The sequence below is a fragment of the Actinomadura kijaniata NBRC 14229 genome (assembly GCF_001552175.1).
GTDB lineage: Bacteria > Actinomycetota > Actinomycetes > Streptosporangiales > Streptosporangiaceae > Spirillospora > Spirillospora kijaniata.
Genome location: NZ_BCQR01000124.1, coordinates 1 through 15,047, shown reverse-complemented (window position 1 = coordinate 15,047; position 15,047 = coordinate 1). Strand labels below are relative to the sequence as shown.

The window sequence follows — 15,047 nt, the reverse complement described above, 5'->3', positions numbered from 1 at the left end:
CCGTCATACGGTTATCAGGAAGCGGCGTGGCTCAACATCGCAAGTTCCCGTTGGTTCCCGCTAGGTTGCGGAGGTTCCCATGGCGGCTCGGAAGCGATCTCCAGAGCTGAAGGCATTCGGCACGGAGGTCACTCGCTATCGCGAAGCCGCCAGGATGACGCTCACCGACCTCGCCCATCTGGTCTCCGTCAGCCGCAGCTACGTAGGCCAGGTCGAGGCGGGCACGACACGGTGCCGTGAGGACTTCGCCCGCAGGCTTGATGACGCCCTCAACGCGCAGGGAGAGCTCATCAAAACCTGGAACGAGCTGATACGCGGCACGAAATACCCCAAGTACTTTGTGGACTTCACCAAAGTCGAAGCCACCGCTGTGCAATTCGCGGCGTACGAGGCCTACCTGGTGTACGGCCTGTTCCAGTCGAAGGACTACGCGCACGCCCTACTGGGCAACGACGAGGCCGTGCAGGTCCGCATCGCCCGGCAGGCACGCGTGTTCGCGGAACCTGCGCCCATGTTCTCCGTCGTTCTGGAGGAGAGCGTCCTCTACCGCCAGATCGGCGGTATCCAGGTGATGCGAGAGCAGTGCGAATTCTTGCTGGAGCTGATGGACCGGAAGAACGTCAAACTTCAGGTCGCGCCGACGGCCTACTACCCCGGCGTGCGCGGATCGTTCGTCATCGCCACACAGAGCGACCGCAGCGAAGCGGCGTTCATGATGAAGCCCACGGGCGGCGAGACGACAACGGAGGCGGCCGATCTGATCAAGATGTCAAACGCCATGACTACACTTCAGGCGGAGGCGCTCAACGTGAAGGACACGCGAGCGTTCATCAGAAAGGTGATTGACGAGAGATGGACCTGAGCAACATCACATGGCGCAAGGCGTCCCGCAGCTCCGAAGAGGGCGACAACTGTGTTGAAGTAGGCGCCGTGTCCGCCATTGTTGCCATTCGCGACAGCAAAAACCCGAACGATGGCCTGCTGCTTATCAGCCACGAAGAGGCCCGCGCATTGTCCAAGCGTCTCAAGAACGCCTAGCCTTGCGTGGAAGTGATGGGGAACGAATTGAAGTGGCGGAAGGCTTCACGCAGTCACGCGCAGGGCGACAACTGCGTTGAAGTAGCCGCCATGCCTGGGACCACCGCCATCCGTGACAGCAAGAATCCGAGTGATGGTCTGCTGTTCGTCAGCCGCGAGGATGCTCGCGCGTTGTCCGAGCGCATCAAGGGCCTCTGACCCGTACGCGGAAACGCCCCTCGTTCCGCGCAGGTGGGACGGGGGGCGTTCACGGGTCAGGGGGCGTGCTCGGCGAACGCCCTGCGGCCCAGGTCGATCATCGGCGGACCCGGTAGCGCAGGTGGAGTACCCGGTTGCCCTGGATCACCGTGTCGGGGTCCTCCAGCAGGTGCTGGGTGTCGACCGATCCGAAGTAGCGCTTGCCGGACCCGAACACCACGGGTGCCACGTCCATGGCGACCTCGTCCACGAACCCCGCGGCCAGGATCTGACCGCCGACATCCCCGGCGGCGACCTCGACCGTGCGGTCGCCCGCGAGTTCCTGCGCCTTGGCCATGGCGGCCTCGATGCCATCGACGAAGTGGAACGGTGCCTCGGGGTGCCAGCCCTCGGGCCTCGGCCGGTGCGACACGACGACCATGTGGTCGATCCCGCTCGGAGGCGTACCGTCCCAGCCGTCGGTCATGTCGAAGACGTGACGGCCGACGACCGTGACCCCGATCTGGTCCCAGTACGCCCGGGTGTGGTCGTGGGACGCCTGCGACACCTTCATCTGGCCGCTCTCGTCCAACGGGACGTCGCCGCTGGACAACCACTCGAACAGCGGCCCGACCTGGTCCTTCTCGTCCGCGATGAAGCCGTCGACCGACACCGTGCCGTACATGACGACCTTGCCCATGGGGCCTCCTCCGCTCGGGAAATGCCCATACTGGCGCGTCCGGGGCCGTCGGTTCTTGTAAGAAATCAATCGGCGGGCAGCGGTCCGACGTCGAGCGCGTGGCCTGGATGCTCGCGCAGGAACCGCCGCCGGACCTCCACGTAGCGGGTGGGCGTGAGCCCGGTGAACCTGCGGAACTCGTGACCGAAGTGGGCCTGGTCGAAATAACCGGCGCGGCTGGCGAGGTCGGCCCAGTCGACCGGTCCGGCGGGGTCGATCGCGAGCACGGTGGCGGTGAACCGGTAGGTGCGGGCGAACCGTTTCGGCGTGACGCCGATGATCTCCTTGAACCGTTGTGCCAGGTGAGTGCTGCTGACATTGGCCACCGCGCTCAGGTCGCCGATCGCCACCGCTCCCGTGGTCGCCGCGATGACACCGCTGGTGTGGCGGACCAGCCCCAGACCGGCGGTGTCGCGGAGCCGCCGCATCAGCTCGTCCTCCAGCAGGGTCAGCATCTCGTGCGGCCCGGACGCCATGTCCAGTCGTTCCCGCAGCCCAGCGACGGCGGGTCGGCCCCAGACCTGCTCCACCGTCACCGGACGGTCGCACAACTCGGCCGCCGGCATCGCCAGGAACGGCGCCAGCCCCCACGGCTTGAAGTGCACGCCGACCGACCGGGTCCTCGGCGGGTAACCGAACGCCAGGGCGTGGGCGGGCGTGGTGATCACGCAGCCGTCGGCGTACTCGCCCGTCTCGATGCCGGTGCGGATGCGGAACGGCGCCCCGAGGTTGAGGATGAACACCGCCGACGGCATCGGCGGCAGCGTCAGCCAGGAGTACGGCGACGCGCCCTCCAGGTAGTAGAGGTCGTCGATCAGCCCGTCCAACGGTGGTCGCGGCACTCTGGACACGTATTCCACGCGTCACAGCATCGCCGACACGCGGACGGGCCGCCACAACGCGTGCACCGCGAAGCCAGGCCGTTCCGGAGCGGAACTCCCCAGGGCGACGAACGAACTTTTCGCCGGCCGCTTGCCCAGCGCGGCACCGCCACCCGCGACGACAAGACCGCCGAGTCCCATATCGGCGGGATCCCTCCGGCCGTGGCCACGGAGGTTCACGAGTCGGAAGACCGCTGCCTTCCTACGTTCTGCGGTGCTGAGTGCCCTGACCAGAGCAGTCCCGGTCCGCGATCGCCCATCGCCACCGGCCGGGGAGAGCCGACCGCACAGATCGCGGCCGAGTTGACCGAAGTCCGCTAGGCACCGCACACCGCGTTGCAGGGCCTGCGCCGCGTCAGCCCCACCCCGCACCCCGACGGCGGGGCCCGGCTGGGGTACCGGTTCCCCCAGCAGATCGGGATGTCCAGACCGGCCGCCGGGTGGGCGCCCGCCGTCACAGATGCCCTGACCCGCGGATTGGTCGGGGTGTGCAGGTCGCCGGGCTGTCCGCTCCAGCGGTACCGGTCCGGCGACGAGGCTCGCGGCCGGGCCGAGCCGCGGGTCGTGTTCTCGGGATGGCTATGGGGTGTGGAACCGCACCTCGGGGTTGTTCCGCGACGGGCCGTCCAGCAGGGGCTGCGGGACGCGTCGCAGATGCAGGTCGAAGAAGGCCCCGACGTAGTCACGGACGATCTTGTCCGAGCGCGCGCCCGACAGCCCCTGCCGCGGATCCGACCGCGGCGGGCCGAGCTGATCGCCGAGCACGGGGACGTCGCAGAAGGTGAAGTGGTCCGAGCCGGCGACGGTCAGCCATCGCCTCCAGCCGTCCAGCCGCCGCCACGTCCGGTCCCACGTCTCGTCCTCGCCGCCCGGACGGTGGGTCTGGTCGTCGGTGCCCAGCATCAGGAACGGCCGCCCGCCCATGGCGCCGTCCGGCACGGGGTCGGCGAAGGACCCGTCCATGTTGACACCCGCCCGCATCCGGGGGTCGCGTGTCATGGCCGACGCCGCGGTCGTGCCGCCCAGCGAGTGCCCGGCCATGCCGATCCGCCGCCTGTCGATCAGGTGTGCGTGGCGCCAGGCCGGACGGCGTCCGGTCAGCCGGTCCAGGACGAACGACACGTCCCGGCTCCGGCCCACGGCGGCCCTTGCGAAGTCCTCCTTGGTCCTGGCCTTCTCGCAGGCGAGGCAGGTCAGCATCCGGCCGCCCGGGAACCGCGCGCCCACGGACTCGTAGGCGTGGTCCACCGCGGCGACGACGTAGCCGCGGCTGGCGAGCTCCTCTCCCAGGCCGGTGAGGGTGTAGCGGGACACGCTGAAGCCGGGGGAGAGCACCACCAGCGGGCGGCGTCCCGGCAGCGGTCGCGCGTCCACCCGGGCGTTGGTGCGCGTGGCGCTCACCGTCTCGGCCGGGACGACGCCGTCCAGGTCGCGGTCCTCCAGGAACAGCCGGACCTCCTCGGTGGTGGCATACCGCGCTCGGGCGCCGGGACCGGGCAGCGCCGGATAGTAGATGCTGAGCATCAGTTCGCGGGCGCTCGCCCCGGGTGCCCACGGGTCCTTGCGCGTGGGATCGACCAGGTGCAGCGTCGAGCGGCCGACCGCGTACGGTCCGGTGGGACGAGGGAGCCGCAGCCGCGCGTTCTCGGCGCTGCCGGACGCGGGCGCGGGGGTCGGCGACGCCGAGGCGGCGCCGGCGACGGACACCGACACGGCGAGCGCGAGTACAGCGACGCTCGTCTTGCGAAGGGTTCTGGTCACACGCCCACGCTAGGTCGCACCCCTGGCCGGGCGCGTCAGCCTTGCGGCTGTCGCCCACCGACCGCGAGTCCGACGGTTCCTGTAGTACTCCAGACTGATGACGACGACGTCTTCCGCTGTCAGAGGCGTCGTGCCGCCTGGTGGCTCCGCCCGTCAGCGCACCGGACCGCCACGGCGCTGTCGTGTCGGCCCAGCTCACCCGGCGATGTCCGGTGAGCAGGTGAGTCATGGCCTCCGTGAGCCCGCCGGGCAGCCACGGCGTCACCTGCGCAGGGCGCGATCCCAACGCACCTGAAGTGGGCATAAGACACTTTCGTCCCGTGGGATGTGCGTATTCTCCTCGTGAACTCTGGCGCGGCGACAGGAAGGACGCGGGGAGTGAACGGAAGCGGGGACGGGGCGCGGTGGAATCCCTACGGAGGAGGCCAGCCGCCGGGGCCGGGGTGGCCGCCGCCTCCGCCCGTACCGCCGATGGGTGCGCGGCCGCCGGTTCCGGCGCGCCGGCTGACCTTCGGGCGTCTCTTCAATCCGATCGCCGTGGGGCGTGCGGTGTTCACGCCGTCGCGGCCGGACCGTGTGCATGACCCGGTGGTGAGGAGGGTGCAGGTCTGGCGGTCGGTCGTCGGCCTGGTCGCCGTCACGTGGATGATGGTGTCCTACGGGCTGGCGTCGAACGCCGACGCCGTGGTGGACGACCGCTTCGGCCAGATCCGCACCACCCTCATCACGTTGGCGGTGACGTTCCCGATCGCCGTCGCCGTCTTCATCGCGGCGGCCCGCCCGCCCAACCGGGGCCTGTTCCTGCGCCGCGTGGGCAAGCCCGCCGGGGCGCTGCTCGCGCTGGTCGTCACGATCGCCGCGCCGAGACTGGCCACGGGGCTGGGCTACGTGACCGAGGAGACCGACTGGACGGCCTCGCCGGGGCGGGTGGTGCTGCTGTTCGCGCTGGGCGCGTTCGGGTTGTGGCTCATTCCCTTCGTCCTCTACGGCATCCCGCTGTCGCTCGTGCACGTCTTCCGGACGGCGGACATCCACGAGACGATCCCGCCGCTGCTCGCGATGCTGCTCGTCTGGGAGGTCGCCCTCTTCGACGTGTTCCGGGGCGCCTACGACAGCGTGCCGTTCGGGGTGCGAATGGCCTTCCTCCTGGGAGCCCCGCTGTCCGTCACCGTCCTGGCGGTGTGGGAGCTGCGGCGGCTGCGCAAGCGGCACGGCATCACCCTGCGCGGAGCGCTGCTCCGCTGAACCGCGGGCCGGCCATCAAGGCGAATGCGATGGATTCCCAGGATTTCTGCTCACCGTGGAATCACCTCAGCGCGCGAAAAGGAATCATTCACCTGCGGTGAAGTAATCATGAAAGCGTCCTGACGCCGTCGGCTGCTTGAGTGAATCGCGATCGGCCATCCGATAGGGCGATCAGCAGGTACACGCGGAAGAAGGGACCAGCAAATGGTGCGTGTGAAGCCACGCAATCTCCGGGCCCGGCTGGGGGCGACCCTGGCCGTGACCGCCGTCGCGGTCGCGCCCGGTCTGGCCACGGTCGACGCGGCGCACGCGGAGACGAAGGCGGACCGTTACTGCGCCGTTCTCGTCGGCAAGGCGACCGGGGGGAAGCCCTCGCCGGTGCTCGCCCGCGCCTGCGACGGCACCTCGGCCGCCAACGCCCGCGCGAAGATGCTCCAGGCGTCCAAGGACGGCCCGCAGGCGACGGCGCTCGCCGCCACCCTCCTGATGACCTGGTACGCGAACACCGACTACCGCGTGCCCGCGACGAGCGTCTACGGCAGCGCCGGTCCGTGTGACAGCGCGGGCTACCGGCTCCGCCCCGACAGCTACTGGAGCCGCAACCTGAGCTCGGCCCGGGGGTCGGGCTCCTGCAACACCGCGCGGTTCGCCAACATCGCGGGCACCTACTCAAGGACGTTCGCGCTGCCGGTGCCCTACCTCGGTTCGGCTCTCAACGACAACGTCGGAACCATCTGGGTCTACTACCGCTGAGCGGTACCCGCCTCACGTCCCGTTCCACGGGGTCCAGGGCCGAGCCGCCCTGGACCCCGCCGGGGCCGGACCGCCCACAGGCCGGTCCCGTACGCCGCCAGCCCGAGCAGGATGAACCCGGCCGCGACCGGGTAGCCCAGACCGGGCGGCATGTACGTGGCCAGGAACCAGGTGTGGTGCCGCATGTCCCTGGCCACGAAGACGGTGGCGACGACGCCCTGCGGGATCAGCGGGATGGCCCCGCCGCCGAAGCACCACACGGCGATCGACTTCCGTGTGTTGGACAGGTGGTCGAACCGGGACCGCGTCGCCGCCTGCGGCTTGCGTCCGGTCCGCATCATGTGCAGCAGTTCCGGGCCGTGCGAGCTCAGCCGCCGCTCGGCCAGCAGGCCGAAGCCCCAGTAGCACAGCGCTCCGGTCGCGACGCCGACGGCCACACCGGGCCAGCCGGTCCAGAGGGCCACCAGCCCGGCGGGCACGCCCGTGAGGATGACCAGCACGAGCATCGCGTAGGCCAGCCCGGTCTGGCCGCCGTCGTCCTCGCTCGTACGCAGGGGGTTGCCCGCGCGGCGGTGCGGGTCGGTGCCGGGCACCAGCCCGTACACCGACACCAGCGGCGCCAGCCCGGCCGCGCCGCCCAGCAGGGCGGGCAGCAGTGCCAGGACCAGCGGCCACGGACCGCCGTTGATCGCGGTGCCCGCCACGGTCAGCGCGGTCGCCACCGGCGCCTGCGCCGACAGCCACGCCAGCTGCCTGCCGCGCACGTCGCCGGCGCCCGGGATCATGATGGTCAGCCACAGCGCGGTGCCGTCGGCCGCGTACAGGTTGGCGGCCAGGCTCGCGGCCATCACGACGAAGATGGGACCGGCGTAGGGCAGCATGCCGTCCCAGCCGAGGAGCAGCGGGCTGGCCGCGAAGCAGACGCCGTACGACAGCGCGAAGCTCAGCTGGTGGTTGCGCACCAGGTCACGCGACCACGTCCGCAGCTCCCTGGCGACGACCGCGCCGCCGGCGGTGGACGCCGTGATCGGGCGGCGCGGCCCGCGCGCGGAGGTCCGCGTCGCGCCCACGCGCCGGCCGAGCAGCGCCGCCCACGCGCTCAGGAGCAGGAACGCCAGCACGGCCAGCGCCACCAGCGCCCACCAGTCGCCCCGGACGGCGAGCAGGCCCCAGCCGGAGGGCAGGTACCACGCGGCCGCGGGCACGCCGGTCTGGTCGAAGGCCACGAAGAAGATCCAGATCTGCCCGAGCGCCGCCAGGGCCGCGCCGTTGAGCACCCCGGACGCGACGGCGCCCGGCCGGGTCCGCAACGTGACCCCGACCAGCGCCACGAAGACCTTCGCCAGCAGGACGAACACGGCCAGTTGCAGCACCATCGCGGGAAGCGCCACCAGGGCGTTGGCGACGCCGAGCCGCACCCCGGAGACCAGCAGCCCGAGCAGGGCCGCCAGGCTCACCAGCGGCGCGACGCCGACGAAGGCCGCCACCAGCAGCCCCGTCGCCAGGCGGCGCGGCGGCAGGCCGAGCATCGAGAAGTGCTCCGGCCGGAGCGTCTCGTCGCCGCCTCCCGCGAACACCGGGCCGAGCATCCAGCCCAGCGCCCAGGCCGCGTATCCGGCGGCCAGCAGGTCCGGGTCGAGGAAGGCCAGGTAGATCGTTCCAGCCGCCAGCAGCGCGCCCAGCGAGGCGCCCGTGGTGGCGGTCTCCGACCCCCGGCCCCGGAACGTGTGCCGGAGCACCGCGACCTTCATCCGGGCCATGGTCAGCGCGACAGCCACGACAGCTCCCTGACGCCGCCGTCCCGGCCGCCGACCAGCTCGACGAAGGTGTCCTCCAGCGAACGCCCGCCGCGGACCTCGTCCAGCGTGCCGGCCGCGGCCACCCTGCCCTCGTCGATCACCGCCACGTGGTCGCACAACTGCTCGACCAGGGCCATCACATGGCTGGACAGCACGATCGAACCGCCGCCGGCGACGAAGCCGCGCAGGATCGTCTTGATCGTGGCGGCCGACACGGGGTCCACCGCCTCGAACGGCTCGTCCAGCACCAGCAGGCGCGGCGCGTGCAGCAGCGCGGTGGCCAGCCCGATCTTCTTGCGCATGCCGGTCGAGTACTCGATGACCAGTGTGCGGTCGGCCCGGTCCAGTTCCAGGAGGGCCAGCAGCTCGGCGGCGCGCCGCGCCACGACGTCCCGGTCCAGCCCGCGCAGCAGGCCCAGGTAGGTGAGCACCTCGCGCCCGGTCAGCCGCTCGGGCAGGGCCAGCCCGTCGGGCAGCACCCCGACCAGGGCCTTGGCGCGCCCGGGAGCCGACCAGACGTCCTCGCCGAAGATCGTGGCGCTGCCGCCGTCGGGCCGCAGCAGGCCGACGGCCATGGACAGGGTGGTCGTCTTCCCGGCGCCGTTCTGGCCGACGAGACCGAAGAAGGAGCCTTGGGGGACGTCGAGGTCGAGGGCGTCGACGGCGAGGGTGTCGCCGAATCGCTTGGTCAGGCCGCTGAGGCGCAGGGCCGGGGTCACGGCGTTCTCCAGGTGGCGAGAGGGGTCCGCTCCCCGCGGGTGGGGTCGGGGGAGGCGCTGCGGGCGTTGGCCGCCATGCTTGAGGATCCCGCGGCGCGACCGCGCCGGGCATCGACCATCACGCTGGAACCGGCATCCACCGATCGGCCGATGGCGGCGGGCCTTCGGGTGGCGGTACGGGCCTACTGCCCCCGCCACGCGAACTCGGTCAGGAGCCGCGGGACGTCGGGGGTCAGGAGCAGCGCGGCCAGCCCCGTCTCGCGCCGCACCATGACACCGGCCGGGACCCACGCCTCCTGCCCGCACAGCAGGATCTCGACGGGATCCGAGTCCGGTGACTCCTCCAGCCAGTACCACGTGCGGTCGTGCAGCAGCGAGACGGTGCTGAACCCGTCGTGCAACGAAACGATCATCGCGCCGTCCTCGTCGTCGCAGCCGTACGAGAACACCGGCTCGTGGTCGGGAACGTACAGGCCGGGCAGCTCGTCGACCGTGATGCTCCGGGGCGCCGCGTACGGCCGGTACGTCTCCATCTCGTACGACATGAGCCGATCCTAGGACCACCCCTCCCGCCTCCCGGGGGACGGGACGGCCGTAGCGATCTTCCATCTCTTTGATTGCCGTGAGTTACAGAGTACTCACTCAGGGTTATGTCAGGGATGTCTGTGACATGACAAGAAAGATCATGAGAAAGGAAAGATCATGAACTTCACCGCACGCACCCTGTCGGGCACGTCGCGGGTCGCCGCCCTGGCGATCGCCGGTGCCGCCGCCGCGGCCGCGCTGGGCTACGCGGGGACCGCCAGCGCCGATCCCGGCCCGATTCCCGCCTGGAAGTGCGAGAAGGCCGGCGGCACGGTGATCCCGATCGGTGACGACTTCGTCTGCTACGGCGGCTACTTCAACGGCGAGCCGGTCTACAAGGACCACAAGCACTACAAGGACCACAAGGACCACAAGGACCACGACAAGCACTAGACGCCGGCGGCGCCGCGAGCCGGTCATCCGGCTCGCGGCGTCGTCCCGTCGCATGCGCGAACGGCCCGGTGGGTGGAGGTCCCCGCCGGGCCGTCCCGCCGCTGGACGCCGCGTCGTGGAACGGCGGCGGGCAGGCCGGGGCCTCGCGCCCGTGGTGCCGGTCGAACGCCTCCCGGCCGGTCAGACCTCCAGCGGTACGGCGTGGATCTCGTCCGCGGGATGGCCGGCGCGCTGGTGGATCCGCATGACCGCCTCCGCGGACGGCGCGTCCGACAGGCAGTAGATGACGCCCTCGTCGGGGTCGGCCCAGGCGTGCTCGAAGACGACGCCCTCCTCCGACTGGATCGCGAGGTCCGCCTGGTGCGCCTGGCTGAGCTGCTCGGCGCTGATTCCGTTCATGCCCCGGTGGACATCCATGAACTTGGTCATTGCCTTCCCCCCGTCGGCCCCGGCGAGATCACCGGTGACCTGGTAGAACCTGTGCTTCACCCCATGCTGCGCCTCGGATGTCCGGATGCGCCAGCCCCGGACGGGGAGCCATCCGGCCGCTTCGCGTTCTCCGGCCGCCGCGGCGCGCGCCCTCAGCCGAGCTGCTCCATCAGCAGTTCCGCGGCCAGGGACGCGCCGTCGGTGCGGGCCTTCTCCGCCACCGCGGCCGCCCGCTCGGCGGCCTCGGGGGCCAGCGCCGTCTTCAGCGCGGACGCCAGCGACCCGGCGGTCGGGGCCGGGCCGTCGTGGACCGTACCGATGCCCAGCTCGGCGACGCGGCCCGCCCAGTAGGGCTGGTCCGCCCCCTGCGGGACGACCACCTGCGGCGCGCCGGCGCGGGCGGCCGTCGTGGTGGTGCCCGCGCCGCCGTGGTGGACGACCGCGGCCACCCGGGGGAACAGCGCCTGGTGGTTGACCTCGCCGACGACGAGGAAGTCGTCCCGCTCGTCGACCGCCGACAGGTCGGCCCAGCCGCGCATGACCACCGCGCGGCGGCCGTGCGCGCGGACCGCCTCGACGACCGCGCGGGACAGGTCCGTCGCGGCCTTCATCGGCATGCTGCCGAACCCCACGTACACCGGCGGCTCCCCCGCGTCCAGGAACGCCCGCAGGTCGTCCGGCAGCGGGCGGTCGTCCGGCAGGAACCACGCGCCGGTCTGCACGACGTCCAGGTCCGACGGCTCCCGCCACGGGTCCAGGACCGGGTCGCTGGCCAGCCAGTTGCGCGCGCCGAACAGGAAGGAGGCGACGTCGTCCACCGGCGGCAGGCCGAGCGCGGCCCGGTTGGTGTTGACCGCCTCGCCGAACAGCGCGTTCATGTGCCGGTCGTGCAGCTTCCACAGCGCCGGGACGTCGGTCACCTCCGGCGGGTACGACTGCCCCGGGTAGGCCAGCGGCGCGCGGTACGGCGACGGCAGCGTGAGCTGCTGGAAGGTCACGTGGATCCAGGGAACGCCCAGTTTCTCGGCCACCGACCGGGCCCCGCCCACCACCGCCGGCACGCCGGTCGCCACCAGCGCGTCACACCCCTCGGCCACCTCGCGGAGCACCTCGCGCTGGCCGTCGGCCAGCTCGACCGAACGCCGGGCGACCATCTCCCCCGCGGACGGCGTGGCCGCCCCGGCCGGCGGCGGCGCCCCGGTGGTCAGCGCGCGCGCCGACGGCCCGAACGGCATCAGCGGCACCCCGAGCGCCTCCAGCCGCCGCGCGAAGTCCTCGTCCGGCGGCGCGCACACCCGCACGTGCGCGCCGCGTTCCCGCAACCGCACGGCGAACGCCACCATCGGCTCGACGTCTCCGCGCGACCCGTACGTCGACAGCACCACACGCATTTCATGCCCCCTGTTTTCGCTGGTTATTGCCACGGCGAGCAATTGTGCATCATGAACCGGTGGTTGCTACAAGTCCCCCTCTCTGCTATATATTGAAAATGGCGGGAGGTTTCCTTTTCCCGAATCCGCGCGGCCTCACTGCCGGTGTTTCCAGAAAACCGCCAGGAAGGGCCTGTTCCCGTCGGCCGCGTCCGGAACGACGCACACTCCCGCGAACCGCTCCCCCACGTCCGCAGCGGCGAGCCCGTCCGCCTGCGCCAGATCGACGACATGCCCCGCGAACACGGCCATCCTCCGCCGCGCCCGTTCGGGCACCGCGGGCACCCGGTGGTCCGATGGCGTCCCCAGGTGAAGCAGGGAGTCGTAGATGTGGCGCAGCTCGGCCGAGGGCTCGGTGCCCAGCTCCTCGACCAGATGGCGTCTGAGCCGTTCGTAGTGGGCCAGCGCCTCGGCCTGCCGTCCGCAGCGACCGAGCGCGACCAGCAGGCGTCCCCACAGCGACTCGCGCAGCGGATGGCGCGCGGTGAGCTCCATCAGCTCCGCGACCGGCTCGCCGTGGCGTCCCTCGGCCAGGTCCAGGTCGATCCTCCGCTCGACCGCGCCGAGATACGACTCCAGCAGGCACGCCGACTCGGACGCGCCCAGCCAGTCCGAGTCGACGCCTTCGAACGGCGGACCGCGCCACAGCGCCAGCGCCTCCTCCAGCGCCGCCCGTTCCGCGGCCGTGCCCCGGGCCCGGCCCGCCTCGGCGAGCAGGCGGCGGAACCGCAGCACGTCGATCCGGTCGGGATCGGCGTCCAGCCGGTAGCCGTCGGGCATCGTGCGGACCGCGTCCGGGCCGAGCACGCGGCGCAGCCGGGCGACGTAGGTGTGGACGCCCCGCCGCGCGTTGGCCGGGAAGTCCTCCCCCCACAGCGCCAGGGCCAGGCGTTTCACCGAGACCGTGTCGCCCGCCGACAGCGCCAGCGCGGCCAGCAGCGTTCGCAGGCGACCGGCGGTGAGCCCGACCGGGGTCCGGCCCCGGCGCACCTCCAGCGGCCCCAGCAGGGAAACGGCGAGTTCTCTTCCGTCGTTCATGGGGTCACCCTCCCTGGCCGACACGGCCCCTGACGTCCGTCAGGCGGCGGTGAAAGGAGTACGCCGCCGGACGCAGGAGCGCCCCCGCGCGACGGCACGGCCGGATGACCCCCGCGCCCCGGCGGTGAAGGCGATCCGACACCGATCCGAAGCCGTCGGCGGATTGACTGGCACCTGTCCGGAGATGGCGAAGTCCTCCTGGAAGGGGAGCGTTGTGAAAGCAGCCGTACTCACCGTCGCCGTGGTGGCCTCGGCGGCCGTCCTCGGGACGGGGCCGGCCGCCTCGGCGGCGCAGGCGTGTCCCGCGAACTCGATCTGCGGGTGGAGCGGAACCCACTTCACCGGGGTGATGAGGTCCTTCCCCGCCGGCGCGGGCTGCGTGGACTCGCCGCTGGCGCTCCGCTCGGTCGCCAACACCTTCCCCGGAGGGGTCGGGGTCCAGGCCACCGCCCACGTCTACGCGGGCTCGGGCTGCGGCGGGCGGCTCCTCGCCGTCGTGCGGCCGGGCGACAGGGTGCCGGTCCTGTCCGCTCCGGGAACGAGCGTCCTCCTCACCGTGTGACGAAACCTGTGCCGCCCCTGCCGGGCGCGTACGGAGTCGCATGTCCTCCCCCTGATCCGGAACCGCGTGCACCGTGATCTCACTGTGCTGCCGTCCCGGCCCGGGGCCAAGGAACCGGCGGCGACCGGTCCGGAATCTTGGGGATCGTGTCCTCGCGGCGTAGGGTCGCGCCATGACGGAACGGCGTGTGGTCGTCGTCGGATACGAGGCGGCCGAGCTGCTCGACATCGCCTGCATCACCACGAGCCTGGAGATCGCCAACCTGCACGGGGCATCGCCCGCCTACGACGTGCGGCTGGCCAGCCCGGGAGGCCGTCCCGTCCGGTGTTGCAGCGGGCTGACGCTGCTGGCCCAGGAGGCGCTCGAACGGGTCACCGGGCCGCTCGACACGCTCGTCGTCGTGGGCGGCACCGGGCACGCGGCGGCGGCCGGCAACCGCCTCATCCTCGGCCATGTCCGGCGGCTGTCCCGGGAGAGCCGCCGGACCGCCTCGGTGTGCACCGGGGCGAGCGTCCTGGCCGCCGCGGGGCTGCTGGACGGCCGGCGCGCCACCACCCACTGGCGGTGGGCGCCGAGCCTGGCCGCGCGCTACCCCAAGGTCGTGTTCGACCCCGACCCGATCTTCATCCGGGACGGCGGGCTGTGCACGGCGGCCGGCGTCACCAGCGCCCTGGACCTCACCCTGGCCTTCGTCGAGGAGGACGAGGGGGCCGCGCTGGCGCGCAGCGTCGCCCGCAACCTGGTGACCTACCTGCAACGCCCCGGCAACCAGGCGCAGGTCAGCATGTTCACCGACACCCCGCCCCCGGACAACGACCTGGTCCGGCGGACGGTCGACCACGTCACCGGCCATCTGGACGCCGACCTGGCCACCGCCACGCTCGCGGCCCGCGCGGGCGTCAGCGAGCGGCACCTGACCCGGCTGTTCCTGCGGCACCTCGGCCAGCCGCCCGCGCGGTTCGTGCGCCGGGCCCGCACCGAGGCCGCCGCCCACCTCCTGGTCTCCACCACCCTGCCCCTGGCGGCCGTGGCGTCCCGCTGCGGCTTCGGCACGGTCGAGACGCTGCGGCAGGCGTTCGTCGCCCGCTACGGCGTCCCGCCCTCGCGGTACCGGGCGACCCACTCCTCCGTCAACGCGTGACCCGCGGCCCGGCGCCTTCCGGTCCGGACCCGGTCAGCGCGGGGCCTCGGCCGTGGCGAGGGCGGTGCGGACGAAGGCGGCGACGGCCGGGGAGCGGGACTCCTGCGGCCAGGCCAGGGAGAGGGTGAGCGGGGGCAGGTCGGTGACGGTCCGGTAGGCGACGCCGGGACGGGGGTGGCGCCGCGCGAGCGAGGCGGGCGGGAACCAGACGAGGCCGCCCAGCTCGACCAGGTTGAAGATCTGCGCCAGGTCCAGGCGCCGGGGCGCGACCCCCGCCACGCCCGGACGGCCCGTCGCGGGCCGCCATGCGGGGGCGTCACCGGTGGGCGGGCGCCCGTCCCGGTCGGCGGGCGCGCC

Annotated in this window: 18 protein-coding genes; 8 read left to right on the top strand and 10 right to left on the bottom strand. The window is 72.0% G+C overall.

What is annotated here, in order from left to right:
• Nucleotides 1–79 precede the first annotated feature (79 nt).
• The 3 genes from AKI01S_RS32860 to AKI01S_RS49635 are packed head-to-tail and all read left to right on the top strand — an operon-like array spanning nt 80 to nt 1,236.
• Nucleotides 80–862 carry a helix-turn-helix domain-containing protein gene (locus AKI01S_RS32860; protein WP_084000485.1) on the top strand — a complete coding sequence of 261 codons (783 nt, stop codon included), beginning with the start codon at nt 80–82 and terminating at the stop codon, nt 860–862.
• The gene (locus tag AKI01S_RS49640; protein WP_084000484.1) at nt 853–1,038 is read left to right on the top strand and encodes a DUF397 domain-containing protein; all 186 of its coding nucleotides are present in this window, start codon (nt 853–855) and stop codon (nt 1,036–1,038) included. The genes AKI01S_RS32860 and AKI01S_RS49640 overlap by 10 nt, the downstream gene beginning before the upstream one ends.
• 15 nt (nt 1,039–1,053) lie before the next feature.
• The gene (locus AKI01S_RS49635) at nt 1,054–1,236 is read left to right on the top strand and encodes a DUF397 domain-containing protein (RefSeq protein ID WP_084000483.1); all 183 of its coding nucleotides are present in this window, start codon (nt 1,054–1,056) and stop codon (nt 1,234–1,236) included.
• Nucleotides 1,237–1,333: 97 nt separating this feature from the next.
• On the opposite strand, the gene AKI01S_RS32855 is transcribed toward AKI01S_RS49635, so the two are convergent.
• The 3 genes from AKI01S_RS32855 to AKI01S_RS32845 form a co-directional block, all read right to left on the bottom strand.
• Nucleotides 1,334–1,915 carry a dihydrofolate reductase family protein gene (locus AKI01S_RS32855; protein WP_067826414.1) on the bottom strand — a complete coding sequence of 194 codons (582 nt, stop codon included), beginning with the start codon at nt 1,913–1,915 and terminating at the stop codon, nt 1,334–1,336.
• A gap of 65 nt (nt 1,916–1,980) precedes the next feature.
• Nucleotides 1,981–2,814 carry a helix-turn-helix domain-containing protein gene (locus AKI01S_RS32850; protein WP_157420318.1) on the bottom strand — a complete coding sequence of 278 codons (834 nt, stop codon included), beginning with the start codon at nt 2,812–2,814 and terminating at the stop codon, nt 1,981–1,983.
• 600 nt (nt 2,815–3,414) lie between these two features.
• Nucleotides 3,415–4,596 carry an alpha/beta hydrolase family protein gene (locus AKI01S_RS32845; protein WP_067826412.1) on the bottom strand — a complete coding sequence of 394 codons (1,182 nt, stop codon included), beginning with the start codon at nt 4,594–4,596 and terminating at the stop codon, nt 3,415–3,417.
• Nucleotides 4,597–5,187: 591 nt separating this feature from the next.
• Between AKI01S_RS32845 and AKI01S_RS32840 the strand changes: the two genes are divergently transcribed.
• Nucleotides 5,188–5,841, top strand: coding sequence for a hypothetical protein (locus tag AKI01S_RS32840; RefSeq protein ID WP_157420317.1), 654 nt, complete (start codon nt 5,188–5,190; stop codon nt 5,839–5,841).
• Between the two features lie 213 nt (nt 5,842–6,054).
• Nucleotides 6,055–6,594 carry a hypothetical protein gene (locus tag AKI01S_RS32835; RefSeq protein WP_157420316.1) on the top strand — a complete coding sequence of 180 codons (540 nt, stop codon included), beginning with the start codon at nt 6,055–6,057 and terminating at the stop codon, nt 6,592–6,594.
• On the opposite strand, the gene AKI01S_RS32830 is transcribed toward AKI01S_RS32835, so the two are convergent.
• From AKI01S_RS32830 to AKI01S_RS53780, 3 genes are all read right to left on the bottom strand, one after another.
• Nucleotides 6,585–8,372 carry a hypothetical protein gene (locus AKI01S_RS32830; protein WP_067826406.1) on the bottom strand — a complete coding sequence of 596 codons (1,788 nt, stop codon included), beginning with the start codon at nt 8,370–8,372 and terminating at the stop codon, nt 6,585–6,587. The two genes, AKI01S_RS32835 and AKI01S_RS32830, sit on opposite strands and share 10 nt — an antisense overlap.
• Nucleotides 8,357–9,112, bottom strand: coding sequence for an ABC transporter ATP-binding protein (locus AKI01S_RS53785; protein ID WP_067826404.1), 756 nt, complete (start codon nt 9,110–9,112; stop codon nt 8,357–8,359). The genes AKI01S_RS32830 and AKI01S_RS53785 overlap by 16 nt, the downstream gene beginning before the upstream one ends.
• 182 nt (nt 9,113–9,294) lie before the next feature.
• Nucleotides 9,295–9,657, bottom strand: coding sequence for a hypothetical protein (locus AKI01S_RS53780; RefSeq protein ID WP_067826402.1), 363 nt, complete (start codon nt 9,655–9,657; stop codon nt 9,295–9,297).
• Between the two features lie 157 nt (nt 9,658–9,814).
• On the opposite strand from AKI01S_RS53780, the gene AKI01S_RS32815 reads away from it, so the two are divergent.
• Nucleotides 9,815–10,090: a hypothetical protein gene (locus AKI01S_RS32815; RefSeq protein ID WP_067826400.1), complete on the top strand. Its 276-nt coding sequence runs from the start codon at nt 9,815–9,817 to the stop codon at nt 10,088–10,090.
• Between the two features lie 180 nt (nt 10,091–10,270).
• On the opposite strand, the gene AKI01S_RS32810 is transcribed toward AKI01S_RS32815, so the two are convergent.
• The 3 genes from AKI01S_RS32810 to AKI01S_RS32800 all read right to left on the bottom strand — a co-directional run bounded on the left by AKI01S_RS32810 (nt 10,271) and on the right by AKI01S_RS32800 (nt 12,987).
• Nucleotides 10,271–10,507 carry an SCO4226 family nickel-binding protein gene (locus AKI01S_RS32810; protein ID WP_281186166.1) on the bottom strand — a complete coding sequence of 79 codons (237 nt, stop codon included), beginning with the start codon at nt 10,505–10,507 and terminating at the stop codon, nt 10,271–10,273.
• Between the two features lie 164 nt (nt 10,508–10,671).
• Entirely contained in the window at nt 10,672–11,910 is a 1,239-nt protein-coding gene (locus AKI01S_RS32805; RefSeq protein ID WP_067826397.1) for a glycosyltransferase, read from the bottom strand.
• 135 nt (nt 11,911–12,045) lie between these two features.
• Complete coding sequence (locus AKI01S_RS32800; RefSeq protein WP_067826396.1) at nt 12,046–12,987, bottom strand: AfsR/SARP family transcriptional regulator; 942 nt, start codon at nt 12,985–12,987, stop codon at nt 12,046–12,048.
• A gap of 214 nt (nt 12,988–13,201) precedes the next feature.
• Here AKI01S_RS32800 and AKI01S_RS51955 point away from each other — a divergent pair, with 214 nt between their 5' ends.
• Nucleotides 13,202–13,549 (top strand): peptidase inhibitor family I36 protein, encoded by a 348-nt coding sequence (locus tag AKI01S_RS51955; protein WP_169814056.1) that lies wholly within the window; start codon nt 13,202–13,204, stop codon nt 13,547–13,549.
• Between the two features lie 172 nt (nt 13,550–13,721).
• A complete protein-coding gene (locus tag AKI01S_RS32785) occupies nt 13,722–14,690 on the top strand; it encodes a GlxA family transcriptional regulator (RefSeq protein WP_067826391.1) in 969 nt (322 codons plus the stop codon).
• Between the two features lie 33 nt (nt 14,691–14,723).
• Here AKI01S_RS32785 and AKI01S_RS51950 read toward each other — a convergent pair.
• Nucleotides 14,724–15,047: type 2 periplasmic-binding domain-containing protein (locus AKI01S_RS51950; RefSeq protein ID WP_501162092.1), on the bottom strand; the 324-nt coding region annotated here is incomplete at its 5' end.